Annotated in this window: 13 protein-coding genes; 2 read left to right on the top strand and 11 right to left on the bottom strand. The window is 72.1% G+C overall.

Annotation, left to right across the window (positions count from 1 at the left end):
• Positions 1 to 10 precede the first annotated feature (10 nt).
• From RIN75_RS03030 to RIN75_RS02980, 11 genes are all read right to left on the bottom strand, one after another.
• Positions 11 to 1,900, bottom strand: a complete 1,890-nt coding sequence (locus RIN75_RS03030; RefSeq protein ID WP_309110176.1) for a glycosyltransferase — start codon at positions 1,898 to 1,900, stop codon at positions 11 to 13.
• Positions 1,901 to 2,011: 111 nt separating this feature from the next.
• Positions 2,012 to 3,196, bottom strand: a complete 1,185-nt coding sequence (glf, locus tag RIN75_RS03025) for a UDP-galactopyranose mutase (protein WP_309110175.1) — start codon at positions 3,194 to 3,196, stop codon at positions 2,012 to 2,014.
• A gap of 418 nt (positions 3,197 to 3,614) precedes the next feature.
• Positions 3,615 to 3,995: a DUF2304 family protein gene (locus RIN75_RS03020; protein ID WP_309110174.1), complete on the bottom strand. Its 381-nt coding sequence runs from the start codon at positions 3,993 to 3,995 to the stop codon at positions 3,615 to 3,617.
• A 13-nt stretch (positions 3,996 to 4,008) separates the two neighbouring features.
• On the bottom strand, positions 4,009 to 4,749 hold the full coding sequence (locus tag RIN75_RS03015) for a glycosyltransferase family 2 protein (RefSeq protein ID WP_309110173.1): 741 nt from the start codon (positions 4,747 to 4,749) through the stop codon (positions 4,009 to 4,011).
• A gap of 9 nt (positions 4,750 to 4,758) precedes the next feature.
• Positions 4,759 to 6,021 (bottom strand): hypothetical protein, encoded by a 1,263-nt coding sequence (locus tag RIN75_RS03010; protein WP_309110172.1) that lies wholly within the window; start codon positions 6,019 to 6,021, stop codon positions 4,759 to 4,761.
• Positions 6,018 to 7,022, bottom strand: a complete 1,005-nt coding sequence (locus tag RIN75_RS03005; protein ID WP_309110171.1) for a glycosyltransferase — start codon at positions 7,020 to 7,022, stop codon at positions 6,018 to 6,020. The genes RIN75_RS03010 and RIN75_RS03005 overlap by 4 nt, the downstream gene beginning before the upstream one ends.
• Positions 7,023 to 7,049: 27 nt before the next feature.
• A complete protein-coding gene (locus tag RIN75_RS03000) occupies positions 7,050 to 9,080 on the bottom strand; it encodes a DUF6541 family protein (RefSeq protein ID WP_309110170.1) in 2,031 nt (676 codons plus the stop codon).
• Between the two features lie 199 nt (positions 9,081 to 9,279).
• Positions 9,280 to 11,217, bottom strand: coding sequence for a DUF6541 family protein (locus tag RIN75_RS02995; RefSeq protein WP_309110169.1), 1,938 nt, complete (start codon positions 11,215 to 11,217; stop codon positions 9,280 to 9,282).
• Between the two features lie 26 nt (positions 11,218 to 11,243).
• On the bottom strand, positions 11,244 to 12,206 hold the full coding sequence (locus tag RIN75_RS02990) for a Gfo/Idh/MocA family oxidoreductase (protein ID WP_309110168.1): 963 nt from the start codon (positions 12,204 to 12,206) through the stop codon (positions 11,244 to 11,246).
• Complete coding sequence (locus RIN75_RS02985) at positions 12,203 to 13,300, bottom strand: DegT/DnrJ/EryC1/StrS family aminotransferase (protein WP_309110167.1); 1,098 nt, start codon at positions 13,298 to 13,300, stop codon at positions 12,203 to 12,205. Before RIN75_RS02985 ends, RIN75_RS02990 begins: the two co-directional genes overlap by 4 nt.
• 144 nt (positions 13,301 to 13,444) lie before the next feature.
• On the bottom strand, positions 13,445 to 14,257 hold the full coding sequence (locus RIN75_RS02980; RefSeq protein ID WP_309110166.1) for an HAD family hydrolase: 813 nt from the start codon (positions 14,255 to 14,257) through the stop codon (positions 13,445 to 13,447).
• Between the two features lie 61 nt (positions 14,258 to 14,318).
• Here RIN75_RS02980 and RIN75_RS02975 point away from each other — a divergent pair, with 61 nt between their 5' ends.
• Positions 14,319 to 15,182 (top strand): LLM class flavin-dependent oxidoreductase, encoded by an 864-nt coding sequence (locus RIN75_RS02975; protein ID WP_309110165.1) that lies wholly within the window; start codon positions 14,319 to 14,321, stop codon positions 15,180 to 15,182.
• Positions 15,183 to 15,213: 31 nt separating this feature from the next.
• Positions 15,214 to 16,380 carry an L-2-hydroxyglutarate oxidase gene (lhgO, locus tag RIN75_RS02970; RefSeq protein ID WP_309110432.1) on the top strand — a complete coding sequence of 389 codons (1,167 nt, stop codon included), beginning with the start codon at positions 15,214 to 15,216 and terminating at the stop codon, positions 16,378 to 16,380.
• The last annotated feature ends 27 nt before the right edge of the window (positions 16,381 to 16,407 follow it).

The raw sequence follows: 16,407 nt of genomic DNA, 5'->3' as shown, positions 1-16,407 counted from the left end.
GAGCTTCTACCTAGTTCTCGAAAACCTTGCGCCACGCCTCGACAGAGGTCAGCTCGGGCAGCGCGTCCCGGTAGACCTGCTTCATCCGGGGCCATTCCTGGCTCAACCGGCGGTAGTTCCGCACGGCCCGCGCCATGAGCTTCTTGAACTCCTTCGGGTCGCGCTTGCGGAACGCCACCCCGCTGCCGTCCGCGTTCGACACGGTGGCGCTGTCGAGGTTGCCCAGCAGGAACCACCGCGCGTCCGCCGACGGCACGTTGATCTGCGGCCGGTCCGCCGTGGCCGGCTCCGGCGAGCGCAGGTTGTGGACCAGCGCCTTCGCCGCCTCCCGAGCCTTCACGGCCGGGTTGGTCGGCGGCGTCAGCATGGCCTCGGCGCGGACCATGTCGAACGTCGGCGGCGGGAACTTCCGGGCCGACGGCAGGACCTGGGCGTCCGCATAGCCCTTCCGCAGGGCCTGGATCTCCGGCAACGCCGTGCGCAGGGAGTCGAACAGGCGCGACGGCCCGGCCAGGAAGTCCTCGATGGCCTTCTGCTGCACGGCCACCGTCGAGTATTCCATCGACAGCAGGTGCCGCAGGGTGAGCTTGATGCCCTGCTTCGCCAGCGTCGACCGCACGTCGTACGGGCTGTGCAGCGCGGCCATGACCAGGCGGTTGCGGGTGTGGAAGTACGCCTGCCAGTCGGTGGCGTCGTTCTTGTCGGTCCACGGCATGTGCCAGACCGCCGAACCCGGCAGCGACACCGTCGGGTAGCCGTTCTCCAGGGCGCGCAGCGAGTACTCGGCGTCGTCCCACTTGATGAACAGCGGCAGCGGGTACCCCGTGCGCTGCACGACCTCGCGCGGGAACAGGCACATCCACCAGCCGTTGTAGGTGGAGTTGATGCGCAGGTGCAGTTCCTCGGTCGCGCGCAGCGACTGGCTGCCGAAGTCGTGGTCGGTCACCGCGCCCGGCGCGGCGCGCCAGAAGCACGTGCCCAGGTCCACGACCTCGCCCATGCTGTGCAGCCGGGCGCGGGCCTGGAGGTTGAGCATGTGGCTGCCGACGATGACCGGCTGCGCCGCCGCGCGGGCGAACGCGTTGGAGCGCAGCACCGCGTCCGGCTCCAGCCGGATGTCGTCGTCCATGAGCATGATCTGGTCGACGTCGGTGTGCTCGATCGCCTCGTAGAGGCCGCGGGTGAACCCGCCGGAGCCGCCCAGGTTGTCCTGCTCGATCACTTCGAGCTTGTCGCCGAGCAGCCGGACCGCCTCGGCGTAGCCCTCGGTGTCGCGCACCTTCACCGCGCCCTGGTCGGCGACGAACACCTTCTGCACCACGTCCAGCACGGCCGGGTCCTCGCCCAGCGCGCGCAGCGCGATGATGGCGTCCACCGGGCGCATGGTGGTCATGCCGATGGCGACCTTCTGCGCGGGCAGCTCGACGTCCGTGGTCCAGGCCGCCTCGCCGATCTCCAGCGTGTGGTCGTCGGTGAACACGTCGAACCAGATCCAGCCGCCGTCCTCGAACGGCTTAAGCCCGATCCGGAACTCGACGTCCACCCAGCCCTTCGCCGACCGCACGGCCCGCCCGTCGAGGTGGATCGGGTCGCCGTTGGGCTTGGACCGGTACACGTCCACGCGGCCCTCGCCGCGCAGCCGCATCCGCAGCACGACTTCCTCGACGACCGTCCAGCGCTTCCAGTAGCTGGCCGGGAACGCGTTGAAGTACGAGGCGAACGACACCTTGGCCGACGCGGGCACGGTGACCTCGCGGCGGGAGGAGACGTGCGAGTGCACGTTCTCCGGCTCGTCCAGGTAGAGCGGGCGGACGTCCAGCGGGTCTTCGTCCCGGGGCAGGATGATCCGCTGGAGCACCGTGCTCGGGTCGATGCCGCCACGGGTACTGTGCTCGGTCACGTGCTGTTCCTCCGACGAACCAACGACACGGTTCGGGATGCGGTGTGGACTACCACCGGGGATTCCCGGTGGCGCGGTCAGCTGCGACGATACCGCGCCACCGGAGTCCGCTCAGTCCAGGCTGCCGTCGAGCGGGGCGCCGTCGGTCAGGTGCGGGGCGATCTTGTTGTCGAACGCGGTGAGCGCCGACCCGATCGCCATGTGCATGTCGAGGTACTTATAGGTGCCCAGGCGACCGCCGAACAGCACGTTGTGCTCCGCCGCCTCCCGCTTGGCCAGCTCGCGGTAGCGCTCCAGCTTGGCCCGGTCCTCGGCGGTGTTGATCGGGTAGTACGGCTCGTCGTCCTCCTTGGCGAACCGGGAGAACTCGCGCACGATGACCGTCTTGTCGGTCGGGTACTCGCGCTCCGGGTGGAAGTGCCGGAACTCGTGGATGCGGGTGAACGGCACGTCCGCGTCGTTGTAGTTCATCACCGGGGTGCCCTGGAAGTCGCCGGTCGGCAGCACCTCCTGCTCGAAGTCCAGGGTGCGCCAGCCGAGCCTGCCCTCGGTGTAGTCGAAGTACCGGTCCACCGGGCCGGTGTAGACGATCGGGGTGCCCTCGGGGATCTGGTCCTTCACGTCGAAGAAGTCGACGTTGAGGCGGACCTCGATGTTCGGGTGGTCGGCCATGTTCTTCAGCCACGCCGTGTAGCCGTCCTTGGGGAGGCCCTCGTACGTGTCGTTGAAGTACCGGTTGTCGAAGGTGTAGCGGACCGGGAGCCGGCTGATGACCGCGGCGGGCAGCTCCTTCGGGTCGGTCTGCCACTGCTTCGCGGTGTAGTCGCGGACGAACGCCTCGTAGAGGGGGCGGCCGATCAGCGAGATCGCCTTCTCCTCCAGGTTGGTGGCGTCCTTGGAGTCGATCTCGGAGGCCTGCTCGGCGACCCAGGCGCGGGCCTCGTCGGGGGTGAGGTACCGGCCGAGGAACTGGGTGATCAGGCCCAGGCCCATCGGGAACTGGTAGGCGACGCCCTTGTGCATCGCGAAGACCCGGTGCTGGTACCCGGTGAACTCGGTGAACTGGTTGACGTAGTCCCACACCCGCTTGTTGGACGTGTGGAACAGGTGCGCGCCGTAGCGGTGCACCTCGATCCCGGTCTCCGGCTCGGCCTCGGAGTAGGCGTTGCCACCGATGTGCTCGCGCCGCTCCAGCACCAGCACGCGCTTGTCCAACTGGCTGGCGGCACGCTCGGCGACGGTCAGGCCGTAGAAGCCGGAACCGACCACGATCAGGTCATATCCTGCGAAGCTCACGGCACCCGAGGGTACGGCAGCGACCGACTGTGACCACCGCCACCCCGTCGTCGGCTGAGGTCCTCCCCCGCGCCCGGCGCCGCGCTCTTCGGCGCGCAGCGCCCGGCAGGGCTCCGAGCCCACACCCACCCCGGGCTTCTTGCTCGTGTCATCCCCGTATGGCCCGCCCGAAGGGCTACCACAGATTTCCGGGTGCGGCCGAAAAGTTTTGCGAGGAACGAGCAAAAGTTTTCAGCGGCACCCGGGAAATCTGTGGTTGGCTCCGCCAGGCCATGCGGGGACGGCACGAGCGAGAAGCCCTGCCCTTGTGTCCATCCTTGGCGGCCTGCCCGGCGGCGAGGCGCTTTTAATCTCGAGAGCGCGCAGCGCGTTCGGTTGAGAGCGCGAAGCGCGTCGCTTGAACGAGAAAGCGAAGCGCTCAGGAGCGGCGGGCGTCTTCCAGCTTCTGCTCCAGCTCCCGCTTCACGTCCTCCAGCTCGCACCGGAGCAGGGCGATCTCCTCCACCGTGGTGCGCACCTCCTCCTCCAGGTGGCCGACCTCGCTGCTCAGCTGCAACACCACGAACAGCAGCACCACGAAGGCCGCCGCGAACAGGAAGTTCGCCGCCAGCTGGATGCCGGTGAGGTCCGCGAACCAGGACGGCAGGCCCGGGACCGCGCCGAACACCACCACGCCGGTGCCCACGACCAGCCACAGGCCCGCGTACTTCTCGCGCAGCTTGCGGCGCCGCATCATCTCGATGACCACGACCAGCACGAACACCGCCAGCGCGATGCTGAGCAACCGCCACTCGGGCATGGGACCGACCTCCTCAGGCCGCTTCGTGCGAGCCCGCGGCGGGCTTGCGGCGCATCAGTGCGAGCAGCAGCGCCAGGGTGGCGCGCAGCAGGTACACCGCGGACTTGACGGGGGACGTGCTCGGCATGCCTGCGGCGCGCATGCGCATCGCCACCGGCACCTGGCGGATCCGCAGACCCGCCCGGACGGCCATGACCAGGGACTCCAGGGTGTCGCCCAGGTACTCCGCCGGGTAGTGGCGGGCGAACAGGGCCACCGCGCGCGGACCGGCGGCCTTGAAGCCGGAGGTCACGTCGGTGAGCTTCTGGCCGGAGATCCAGGACAGCACCAGGGAGAAGACCTTCATCGCCCAGCGGCGCGGGCCGCGGGCCTTGTAGTCGCCCTTGCCGGCGAAGCGCGCGCCGATGACCAGGTCGGCCTCGCCCAGGGCGCGCAGCAGTTCGGGGACCTCGGCCGGGTTGTGCTGGCCGTCGGCGTCGACCTGGACGACGACGTCGTAGCCGTGCCGCACCGCGTAGCGGAAGCCCGTGCGCATGGCGCCGCCGACGCCGAGGTTCACCGCCAGCCGGGCGACGTGCGCGCCGGCTTCCCGCGCCCGCGCGGCGGTGCGGTCGGTGGAGCCGTCGTCCACCACCAGCACGCCCGCGTCGGGCAGCTCGGCCATCACCTCGGCGACGATCTTGTCGATGTTGTTCTCTTCGTTCAGCGCCGGGAGAACGACCAGCACTCGACGCAGGTCGACCGAGTCAGACACGGGCAAAGCCTAACGACCCGGTCCAACCGGCCCGTCGGCGCGTTCCCGTAGGACGAGCCACGCCCCGACCGCGAGTCCGGCGGTGGGCGCGACGACCAGTCCGAGCACCGCCCGCACCACGATCCCGCCCGGCGACAGCCACAGCACGAGCACGCTCAACGCGGCCACGACGGCCCACAGCGCGAGCACCGCGCCGCCCTGCTTGCGGGCCACCAGGACGGCCGCGAGCAGCATCACCGCGCCCAGCACGAGCGACGACCACACCAGCCCGGCGACGGCCCACGGCTGGACGACGTACGCCGGCCCGAACAGCAGCCGCACCGCCCACGGCCCGACCAACGCGCCCAGCGCCGCACCGACCGCCGCCACCGCCACGGCCACCGCCGCGCCCTTGGCGAGCAGGCCGCGCAACCGCCGCCGGCCATCCTCGTCCACCGACAGCCGCACCACGGTCGGCACCGCCATCGCCTGCACCGGCGACAGCAGCAGCAGCGGCAGCCGCGCCACGGTGAGCGCGAAGAACAGGGCGGACAGCGTGTCCGCCTCGGTGGGCGACTTGAACAGCTTGACGATCGCCGGGTACCCGGTGAGCACGCTCGCGGTCAGTCCGGCGCTCAGCACCAGCACGAACATTCGCCGCAGCACCACGCCCCACGGCTCGCGGCCCTCGCGCAGGTCCACCGACGTCCACGCGCCGCGCGCGAAGACCAGCCACGCGAACGACCCGACCGCCACCGCGACGGTCAGCGGCAGCAGGTCGTTGAGCCCGGCCACCACGAACCCGCCCAGCAGCACCGCCCGGACCAGCGCCTCGGCCACGACCAGCCGGCTGTAGGGGGTGATCCGCCGGTGCCCCATGAGCAGCCCGCGCACCCCGAACTGGGCGGCGAACCCCAGCGCGCCCGCCGCCGTCACGACCGCGACCAGCCCCGCGTCCCCGAACAGCCGGGAACTGACCGGCGGCAGCATCACCACCAGGCCCAGCACCGCCACGCCGACCGCGCACACCGCCATCGCCTGCACGGCCGCGAACCCGGTCCGGCGCCCCTCCACGTCCGCCAGGGCGGCCTGCCGGGACACCTCCTGCTCGACCGGCGACAACGCCGACCCCGCGCCGAACAGCAGCCCCCAGAACACCAGGAACACCTCGGCGTCGGCCTCGGACAGCACCCGGCCGGCGACGATCAGCAGCGGGTACCCGAGGCCCGCGGCGACCAGCGTCGCGATGCCGACGGTGCCCAGGGACCGGCCCGCCGCGGGCGCCGCACTCACCGCCCGAGCCGCTTGCGCAGCGCCATCAGCAGGCCCCGCACGGCGCCCGCGCCGAAGCACGCGGCGAACAGGGGCAGCAGCTTGGCCACCGCCGTCGCCTGCTCCTTGCTGCCGCCGAGCTTGCGCACCACCACGCCGGCCGCGACCGAACCGGCGGCGGCCACGGCCACCGCGGTCTTCGGGCGGCGGGCCGCCAGCACCAGGCCCGCGACGCCGACGCCCGCCGCGGCGAAGGCCGCGTTGCGGACCGGGCCGGGCGAGTCGAGGTAGCCGTCGACGAACGTGCTGCCCCGGAAGTAGGCGTGCTTGACGAACTTCGGCAGCGCGTCGCGGCTGTGGTAGAGCGCGTGGAAGCCGGGCGAGATGTGGATCGGGCCCTGCTCGGCGACGAACCGCAGCATCCGGGTGTCGTCGCTGGCCATCCGGACGTCGTCGTACAGCGAGGAGAACGACACCGCCGCCTGCTCCAGCAGCCGGCGCGGCGCGAGGAACAGGCCGGTGCCCTTGGGGTAGAGGTCGAAGTCCTCGGCGGTAAACGAGGTCAGGCGCGGGTTGCCCACGTACCGCCGCCACGCCACGGACACCAGGCCCGCCATGAACGCGCCGTAGGGGTTGCTCGGGTCGTCGGACTCGACGTGCCCGTTCCACACCGTGCGCTCGGGGTGCGCCAGGATCTGGTCGCGCAGGTACACCAGGGAGTCCGCGCCGAGCACGACCCGGCTGTCCAGCAGCAGCACCAGCTCGCCGGAGGCCTTGTGGATGCCCGCGAGCCGCGCCGCGAACCGGCCGCCGTTGGCCTGGCTGAGCACGGTGACCGGCAGCTGCTCCAGCTTGGCCGGGGTGTCGTCGGTGCTGCCGTCGTCGACGACGATGATCTCCGCGTCCCACCCGGCGTTGTCCAGCGCCGTGCGCAGCGCGCCGACGGACCGGCCGATCCAGTCGGGCTCGTTGAAGACGGGGATGACAACGCTGAGGCTGGGGACTTCGCTCCGGCTCGGCACGCCCCACAGTATCCAGCGGGGCGGCGCTCAGGGCGTCGCCGGGTCCAGCTCGTACACCGACACCGTCCCGGACCGGAACGCCAGGGTCAGGCCGGGCAGCCCGTCGAGGTGCGCCAAGCCCGGGGCGGTCGAGAACGACGGTCCGCCCACCCACCCCTCCGGCGCGCCGGACGCCCCGATGCCGGGGGCCACCGCGTCGACGTACACCCAGCGGACGTTCAGGTCCCGCAGCTCCTGCCGCACCCCGGCGTCGGTCGGGTAGGTGTTGAACCGCTGCAGCAGCCGGTAGGTGTAGTCGGCCCGGGACGAGCCGAGCGTGGTGACGTTGACGACCGGCAGGCCGGCTTCGACGTACAGGAACGTGGAACCGTCGTTGGCGGAGTTGAGGATGCGCTCGCCGGGCCGCACGCGCCCGGCCAGCCAGTCGATCGCGGCCCGGTCGTCGGCGCTCACCCGCACGAAGTCCGGGCGGACGTACCGGTTGGCCAGGTACGCGGCGTCGACCTTGGCGTAGCCCAGGGCCGGCCACACCAGGTACCCCACCGCGACGACACCCGCGAGCCCGACCGCCGTCCACAGCGGCCTCGGACCGCGCCGCCCGAGCCGCACCGCGACCGCCGAGGCCACCAGCGCCACGCCGAGCCCGGCCAGGACCGGCGCGAACAGCGAGAGGTGGGACCAAACGCGCAGGTGGGCGTGGTAGAAGAAGCCGGTGACCAGGGCGTCCGGCCCGCTGTCCGGACTGGTCGCGAACAGCACCTCCACGACCGCCCACACCAGCCACGCCGCGAACACGCCGAAGCCACGCCGGAACACGAGAACCGCCGCCGCGCCGACCAACGTCACCAGCGCCGCCGCCTTCTGCGGTTCGCCGACGAGGTCCGGCACGAACCCGGCGTACGGCATGAGCAGGGCGTTGCGCACCGCCTGCCACAGCCCGACCGGCCGGATGTCCGGCCGGAAGTTCGTCGGACCCTCCGCCACGCCCAACGCCTGCGCCAGCACCGGCGCCGCCACCACCAGCGCCACCGCTCCGACCAGCAGCAACCGCGGCAGCTCGCGCCACAGCGTTTGATGGCGCGACTCCGTCGCGCGGCTCGGCCGCCTGAAAGGCGGCGCGGCAGACCGACGCCGCCGCGCCAAGGCCTCCCCGACCAGCCACGCCACCAGGCTCAGCCCGACCGTCGCGATCGCGCTCGGGTGCACCGCCACCAGCCCCGCGCACGCCACCCCCGCCGCGACCAGCGGCCCGAAGCCCTTGCGGGGCAGGGCCAGCAGTGCCGCGAGCACGCCGGGCGCGAGGACCAGCGCCGCCGCGTTGGGCACGATGCCGCCCTCGTGGATGAGCGAGAACACCGGCCGGTACAGCCCCACCGCGACCAGGGCCGCGAACCCCGCCGCGAGACCGGCCATGACCCGCCCCAGCCGGGCCCGGCGACCGGCGACGTACCCGAGCGCGGCCACCGACACCGCCCACGCGAACCCGAGGACGACCACTGTGACGGCGTTGACGCCCACCACCGTGCCGCCGACGAGGGTCGCGGTCGGCGCCATCAGCAGGTGCAGGCCGGCCGGGTAGAACGAGACGTCCGCGCCGGTGAGCACGTCCGTGGGCAGCACCTGCCAGGGCGCGCCCCGCCCGGTGCGCTCGATGTAAGCGGTCAGGACGTGGTGCACGACCATGTCGTGCTCCTGGCTCACCGTCGACAGCCCACGCAGCCCGTACCACCAGGTCAACCCGCTCACCCCGGCCGCCGCGACCACCAGCAGCGGCCCGCCGGCCCGCGCCGCCGAACGCCCGAGCCCCAAGCGAACCGAACGCCCGGTCCACGCCGGCCGCCCGAAGCGCACGAGCCCGCGCGCCCGCCAGGCACCCACGGCGAGCAGGACGGCCGTCACCACGGCCAACGGCAGCGGGCCGTAGCGGAGTCCGGTCAACGCGCACCCGATCGCCACCAGCGTGGCGACCGCCGCCGACCCCGGCACGGCCAGGGCCGCGAACCACAGCGGGCGGCGGGTGCCGCAGGCGAGCAGCAGTCCAGCCCCGGGCAGTCCCACGACTAGCAGCGCAAGGAGGACCGCCCCGACGTCGTGGGCGGTCACCGGGCTCGCAGGGAGGTCGTCTCGGCCATCATCGGGTCCTCGAAGGATCTCGGGGGCAGGGCAGCGATGATGTTGTCGTCGGATCGTCGGGCGTTGCTTGCCGCGACGTTACCGTCCCGTTAAACGTCCCGCAGGCCGGCTCGGTGCCGTCGGTTCAGGGCCGCTGGTCCCCCGGCTCGACCAGCTCGTAGACCGTCGCGTCCGGGTTCGAGTACACCTTCCGCACGTACGGGAACGCGTCGAGGTCCTTCAGGCCCGGCGAGCGCGGCATGTCCGGCCGCACCATCCCGCGCCCGACGAGCACGTACCGCACGTCGAGGTCCTCGATGGCCTTCTCGACCTTCGGATTGGTCGCGATCTCCTTGAGGTGGAACGAGAGCACGCCCGCGGTGCTCTCCTCGCCGGCCCCGTAGAAGGTCCACTCGACCGGCTTGACCCCGGCCAGCGCGTACATCCACACCGAGCCGTCGCCGATGTCGTTGAGCACCGGCTTGCCGTCGGAGTGCTCCTTGAGCCACCGGTAGGCCTCGCGCTCACCGGGGGTGACCGTCGAGTAGTCGTGGTTCGAGTAGCCCAGGCGCTCGGTGTTGCGGCCCAGGTAGGCGCCCTTGGTCAGCACGGCCAGCCCCAGCAGGCCGACCAGGGCCAGCGCGACCGGCACGGCGAACGCGGCCCGCGCGCCCAGCCGGGACTCGGACTTCTCGCCGATCCGGGTCGCCACCGTCCACACCAGCTCGCCCACCGCGAGCGCGCCGGCCAGCGGCAGCAGGGCCGCGAACCGCCAGGCGTCGTTGTAGAACGGGCCGGTCAGCGTGTCGACCAGCTTGCTGTTGATCGAGGCGCACGCCGCGTAGAGCCCGCCCAGCACGACCCACGCGGCCACCACCCACGGCACCCGCTTGTGCAGCACCATCAGCACGATGCCCGCCAGGGCCGCGAAGCCCAGGAACCACTGCGGGAACGGCACGGTCGGCGACCACAGCAGCAGCTGCCCGAACGCCTCGGACGGCGTCGCGAACTCCGGCCACCCGGCGCTCGTCACGCCCGCCGCGTTGGCGAACGCGGGCAGTGCCAACGGAAGCGCCGCCAGCACGGCGAGCACGGCGGTCAGCAGCAGCGGGATCCGGGCGACCTTCCAGTCCACCGGCTCCAGCCGCACCACCAGCGCCACCAGCAGCATCAGCGCGTACACCGCCATCACGAACGCGAGGCTGGTGTGCAGGCCGACCAGGCCCGCCATGGCCAGCGCCACCGCGATCGGCCCGCCCAGGCCGCGCTCGGTGAAGATCTTGCGCGTCAACGCCAGCGTCGCCGGCACCAGCGCCACGCCCGCCACGTACGGCCACAGCGGGCCGCGCCACAGCGAGTCGTACGGGAACGCGCTGAACCACGTCGACACCGCGGCGGCGGCCGCGGCGGCCAGCGGCGGCACCCGCCACGCCAGCGCCATCGCCGCCACGCCCAGCGGCCACGCCAGCACCATCGACAGGGCCGCCAGGTTCAGCAGCTCCGGCATCGCCGCGACCTTGTCCAGCAGCGGGGCGAGCAGCGCGTGGTAGGTGTTGGGGTAGAAGTAGTTCGCCTTGCCGGGCAGGTTCGCGATCTGGCCCAGCGCCGAGGGCAGCGACGTCTCGTGCTCGGCGATCCACCGGATGGCGTTGCCGTGGAACGGGGCGTCCCAGTCCTGGTTGACCGTGTTCAGGCTCTTGATGCCCTTGAGGAACGTCAGCGCGCCGACCGCCATGCCAGCCACCACGCCCACCAGCACGACGACGTTGTCCCGCAAGGGCCGCTTGGCGACCACCGGCCCGGCCGCGGCCCCATCGCCGGCTTCGGCCGCCTCGGTCCGCGCACGCCGGCGGGCGACCAGCCAGGTCGGCACGCCGACCACGGCCGCCAGCACCAGGAACCACAGCACGACCGTGAGCAGGTTCCACGGGATGCCGGTGCGCCCCAGCGCGTAGGTGCCGAGGGCGACACCCCCGAACGTCAGCACCGGCGCCGCCGCGGCCAGCGTCCAGCCTCTCAGCCGCAGCGCGAGACCGATCACCAGTCCCGGCACCCAGTAGGCCAGGACAACCAATGCGCTCATGAGGGTCTTCCCCCGGGTAAGGACCGTCAGCCGGCGGTCGACTGCGCGCGCACGGCGGCCACCGCGCGGTGGGAGGGCAGGATCGACGCGCGCTCGGCGTCGGCGTCGATGCGGCCGTCGATCAGGTCGAGGAACCGGTCGAGCTGGGTCGCCAGCGGCTCGCGGGCGGTGACCAGTTCGGGGATCTCGATGATCGCCTGCTGGCGGTAGCCGCGGCCGTCGGGCGTGGCCGCGTCCTGGGACACGTGGTGGTAGATCGTGATGTTGCGGGTGAGCAGGTCGACCTCGATCAGCCGGTCCAGCTCGGTGATGGACAGCGAGCGGATCTTGCGCTGCCCGATGCGGCTCGCCGACACCGACGCGATCGCGCCGGACGGGAAGGTGAGCAGGGTGTTCACCACGTCCTCGGCGCCGGGCACCGACGACGGGTGGAACTGGCCGACGCCCGCGGAGAAGCCGTGCGGCTCGGCGCCGCCCATGCAGCGGATCGCCAGGTCGACGTCGTGGACCAGCAGGTCCCACGCGACACCGGTGCGGATGCGCGGCGCGTACGGCGAGTGCCGGATCGCGGACACGTACACCGGCTCGGTGATCAGCTCCAGCGCGGTCATGACCGCCGGGTTGTAGCGCTCCAGCAGGCCGCACATGACCGGGATGCCCAGCTTCTCGGAGAGCGCCAGCACCTCCTCGGTCTCGGCGAGGTCGGCGCACACCGGCTTCTCCACCAGCAGCGGCTTGCCCTGGTTGAGGACCTCCAGCGCGAGCGCGTAGTGGGACTCCGTCGCGGACGCCACGATCACCGCGTCCACGTCGGACAGGTCGCCGATCTCCGGCGTCCAGCGCGCGCCGTAGGTGTCGGCGACCCGCTTGCCGACGTCCTCGCGCGGGTCGACCACGCGGGTCAGCTCGCAGCGCTCGTTCTGGCTGGTGACGCGGGCGTGCAGGGAACCCATCGAGCCCACGCCGACGAGGGCGACCTTCGGTGTCATGCGCCCAGCACCTCGCGCACCGCGCCGATGATCGTGTCGAGTTCGGCGTCGGTCAGCTTCGGGTGCACCGGCAGCGACAGCGCCTGCCGCGCCACCCGCTCGGCCACCGGCACGTCGCTCGCGACGACGTTCGGGTTGTCCCGGTAGCAGTCGTAGTCGAAGACGGTCTTGGGGTAGTAGATCCCGTTGCCGATGCCCTTCTCGGTCAGCTTGGCGGCGAACTCGTCGCGGCTGATCGGGGCGTCGTCGGTGACCAGGACGGTGTACTGGTGCCACACGTGGGTGCGGCCGGGCAGGACGCGCGGCGTGCGCAGGCCCTTGACGCCGTCGAGGCCCTTGGTGAGCGCCTCGGCGTTGCGCTGGCGGGCCTCGGTGATGGTGGCCAGCTGCTCCAGCTGCGGGATGCCGATCGCGGCGTGCACGTCGGTCATGCGGTAGTTGTGGCCCGCGACCTCGTACTGGTAGCGCTGCCGCATGCCCTGGTTGCGCAGGACGCGCAGGCGGTCGGCGAGGGTGTCGTCGGCGGTGGTGATCACGCCGCCCTCGGCCGTGGTGATGTTCTTGGTGGCGTAGAGGGAGAAGCAGCCCAGGCCGTAGCTGCCCGCCGGGCGACCCTCGAAGGTCGCGCCGACGGCCTGCGCGGCGTCCTCGACCAGCGCCAGGCCATGGTTCTCCGCGATCGGCACCAGGCGGCCCATGTCGGCCATCTGCCCGTAGAGGTGGACGGGCATGAGGACCTTGGTGCGGGGCGTGATCGCCGCCTCGACCTCGGCCGGGTCGAGGTTGAAGTCCTCGTCGGAGATGTCGGCGAACCGGGCGGTGGCGCCGGCCTCCAGGATCGCGTTGAGCGTGGCGACGAAGGTGAACGGCGAGGTCACCACCTCGTCGCCGGGCTGGAGGTCGAGCACCTGGAGGGAGGCGACCAGCGCGGTCGTGCCGTTGTTCACGGCCACCGCGTGCGGCACGCCGGCGACACCGCTGAAGGCGTCCTCGAACCGCTTGACCATCGGTCCCTGGGCGATCGCTCCGGACCGCAGCACCTGCAGCACGAGGTCTTCGGCCGCGGCCACGTCAACGACAGTGATGGGGATCATGCAGCAGTCTCTCCGCCTTCGAACGCCTGGCTACGGTGCCTACGGCCGGCAACGCGGGGCACCACGCTACCTCTAGGGACGCCCGCGATCCGCCGAGGGTTGCCGACCTCGTTGTGACGACCCGGTCACCGTCACGTGAAATCTCTAGAACCAGCGCTCCAGGACCAGGGCCACGCCGTCCTCCGAGTTGGGCGCGGTGATCTCGTCGGCGGCGGACAGGGCGTCGGGGTGGGCGTTGGCCATGGCCACGCCGTGACCCGCCCAGGTCAGCATCTCGACGTCGTTGGGCATGTCGCCGAACGCCACCACGTCCGCCGCGGCCACCCCGAGCCGCTCGGCCACGTCGACCAGCCCGGTCACCTTCGTCACGCCCGGCGCGGACAGCTCGATCAGGCCCATCGTGGTGGAGAACGTCACGTCCACCTGCCCGTCCAGCACCTGCGCGGCGGCCTCGGCCATCTCCGCGCTGGTCATCTCGCGGTGCCGGCACAGGATCTTGACCACCGGCGTGGTCAGCATCCCGGACCGGTCGCCGTTGGGTTCCGGGCCTTCCGGCCACGGGTGCGCGTAGCTGTCCTCGGCGATGAACTGCGCCACGGTGTCGTCGAACGCCGTCCGGCCCGTCCGCTCGACCGCGAACGCCACGCCCGGCAGCACCCGGTCCAGCTCGCCCATCACGTCGCGGACCAGCACCGGGTCCAGGGTGCGCTGCCACAGCACCCGGTCCTGGCCCAGGTGGTAGAGCACGGCGCCGTTCGCGCACACCGCGTAACCGTCCAGCCCGGCCTGCTGCGCGACCTCCGGCACCCAGCGCGGTGGGCGGCCCGTGGCCAGCACGAACGGCACCCCCGCCGCGACCACCCGGCGCACGGCCTCCGCCGTGCGCTCGGTCACCCCGTGCAGGGGGCTGAGCAGGGTTCCGTCGACGTCCGAGGCCACGAGTCCAGGTCTTTCCACACCCCCGATGATGCCTGGTCCCGCCATGACCCGTGGGCGAACACCTGGCTACCGTACGACGGTGCGCACCGGCATCGTCATCCTCCCCGAGCACCGCTGGTGGTTCGCCGAACCCAAGTGGAGGGCCGCCGAGGAGTACGGCTTCCACCACGCCTGGACCTACGACCACCTGGCGTGGCGCACGCTGGTGGACGGGCCGTGGTTCGGGGCGGTGCCGACGCTGACCGCCGCCGCGATGGTGACCGAGCGCATCCGGCTGGGCACGTTCGTGGCGAGCCCCACGTTCCGGCACCCGGTGCCGTTCGCCCGCGAGCTGCTGGCGCTGGACGACATCTCCGACGGCCGGCTCACCGTCGGCGTCGGCGCCGGCGGCGGTGACGGGTACGACCACCTGGCGATGGGGCAGCCCGCGCCGGCGAAGCGGACCGAGCGGTTCGCCGAGTTCGTGGAGCTGCTGGACAAGCTGCTCAGCCGGGACCGGACGACCTACGAGGGCGAGCACTTCTCCGCCGTGGACGCGCGGAGCTACCCCGGTGCGGTGCAGCGCCCCCGGCCGCCGTTCCTGATCGCGGCCAACGGGCCGAAGGCGATGGCCGTGGCCGCGCGGCACGGGCAGGGCTGGGTGACTTCCGGCACGCCCGACGACGACCTGGACTCGTGGTGGCGCGGGGTGGCCGAACTGGCGGCCCGGTTCACCGAGGTGCAGCACGAGCACGGCCGCCGCGTCGACCGGTTCCTGAGCCTGGACTCCGCCCCGGTGTACTCGCTGACCAGCGTGGAGACCTTCCGCGACGCGGTGGGCCGGGCCGAGGAGCTGGGGTTCACCGACGTGGTCGTGCACTGGCCGCGGCACGACGGGGTGTTCGCCGGCCGGGAGAGCGTGCTGGAAGAGGTCGCCGCCGACGTGCTGCCCGCGCTGGGGTAACGCCGTGCCGAACCGAGCCGATTCACCGCCCGTGCGGCACATCGTGGTCATCGGCGGCGGGATCGTCGGCCTGGCAGTGGCGAACGAGCTGGTCTCCCGCGGTGACCGGGTCACGGTCCTGGAGAAGGAGGACCGCTGGGGCGCCCATCAGACCGGGCACAACAGCAACGTCGTGCACGCCGGGCTGTACTACAAGCCGGGGTCGCTCAAGGCGCGGATGTCCGTGGCAGGCAACCGGTCCATGATCGAGTTCGCGCGGCGGCACGACGTGCCGGTGGAGGTGTGCGGCAAGCTCGTCGTGGCCACCTCGCGCGAGGAACTCCCCCGCCTGCACGCCCTCGCCCAGCGCGCGGAGGCCAACGGCGTGCCCGCGAAGTTGATCTCCGCCGCCGAGGCGCTGGACTACGAGCCCGAGGTGGCGTGCGTCGAGGCGCTGCGGGTGGAGAGCACCGCCATCATCGACTTCCCGGCCGTGTGCGCGGCTCTCGTGCGCTCGCTGGAGGGCCAGGACCTGCGGCTTTCCACCCCGGCGCTGGCGATCCGGCCGGGTCGTGGCGGTGGTGTCGAGGTGGCGACGCCGTCCGGTGTGGTGCGGGCGGACGTGCTGGTGAACTGCGCCGGCCTGCACAGCGACCGGATCGCCCGGATGGCCGGGCTGTCCCCGGCCGCGCGGATCGTGCCGTTCCGCGGCGAGTACTTCGAGCTGCGCCGGACGTCGCTGGTGCGCGGGCTGATCTACCCGGTGCCGGACCCGACGCTGCCGTTCCTGGGCGTGCACCTGACCCGGATGCTCGACGGCAGCGTGCACTGCGGGCCGAACGCGGTGCTCGCGCTGCGCCGCGAGGGGTACCGGTGGCGGGACTTCTCCGGGCGGGACGTCCTGGAGGTGGCGAGGTTCCCCGGCACGTGGAAGCTGGCCCGGAAGTACGCGCGGACCGGCATGGACGAGGTGCTGCGGTCGTTCTCGCGCAAGCGGTTCGCCGCGAGCCTGGCCAGGTTGGTGCCCGCCGTGCGGGAGGACGACCTGGTGCCCGCGTCGGCCGGCGTGCGGGCGCAGGCGATGCTCCCGGACGGCTCGCTGGTCGACGACTTCCTGGTCGAGACCGCGCCCGGCCAGGTGCACGTGCTCAACGCGCCGTCGCCCGCCGCGACCGGATCTCTGGAGATCGCGAAGCACGTCGCGGACCTGACGCGCTAGGTCCCGGTCGGCGGCCCCCCGGTACTC

Source organism: Saccharothrix sp., from assembly GCF_031180885.1.
Classification (GTDB): domain Bacteria; phylum Actinomycetota; class Actinomycetes; order Mycobacteriales; family Pseudonocardiaceae; genus Actinosynnema.
The sequence above is the reverse complement of the archived record's forward strand: the minus strand, read 5'-3'. Positions and strand labels throughout refer to the sequence as shown.

What these genes read in the sequence shown, in the direction of transcription:
- RIN75_RS02990 (WP_309110168.1), bottom strand. Translation starts at nt 12,206, where the DNA reads ATGACACCGAAGGTCGCCCTCGTCGGCGTGGGCTCGATGGGTTCCCTG.
- RIN75_RS03020 (WP_309110174.1), bottom strand. Translation starts at nt 3,995, where the DNA reads ATGCCCGAGTGGCGGTTGCTCAGCATCGCGCTGGCGGTGTTCGTGCTG.
- RIN75_RS02995 (WP_309110169.1), bottom strand. Translation starts at nt 11,217, where the DNA reads ATGAGCGCATTGGTTGTCCTGGCCTACTGGGTGCCGGGACTGGTGATC.
- RIN75_RS02985 (WP_309110167.1), bottom strand. Translation starts at nt 13,300, where the DNA reads ATGATCCCCATCACTGTCGTTGACGTGGCCGCGGCCGAAGACCTCGTG.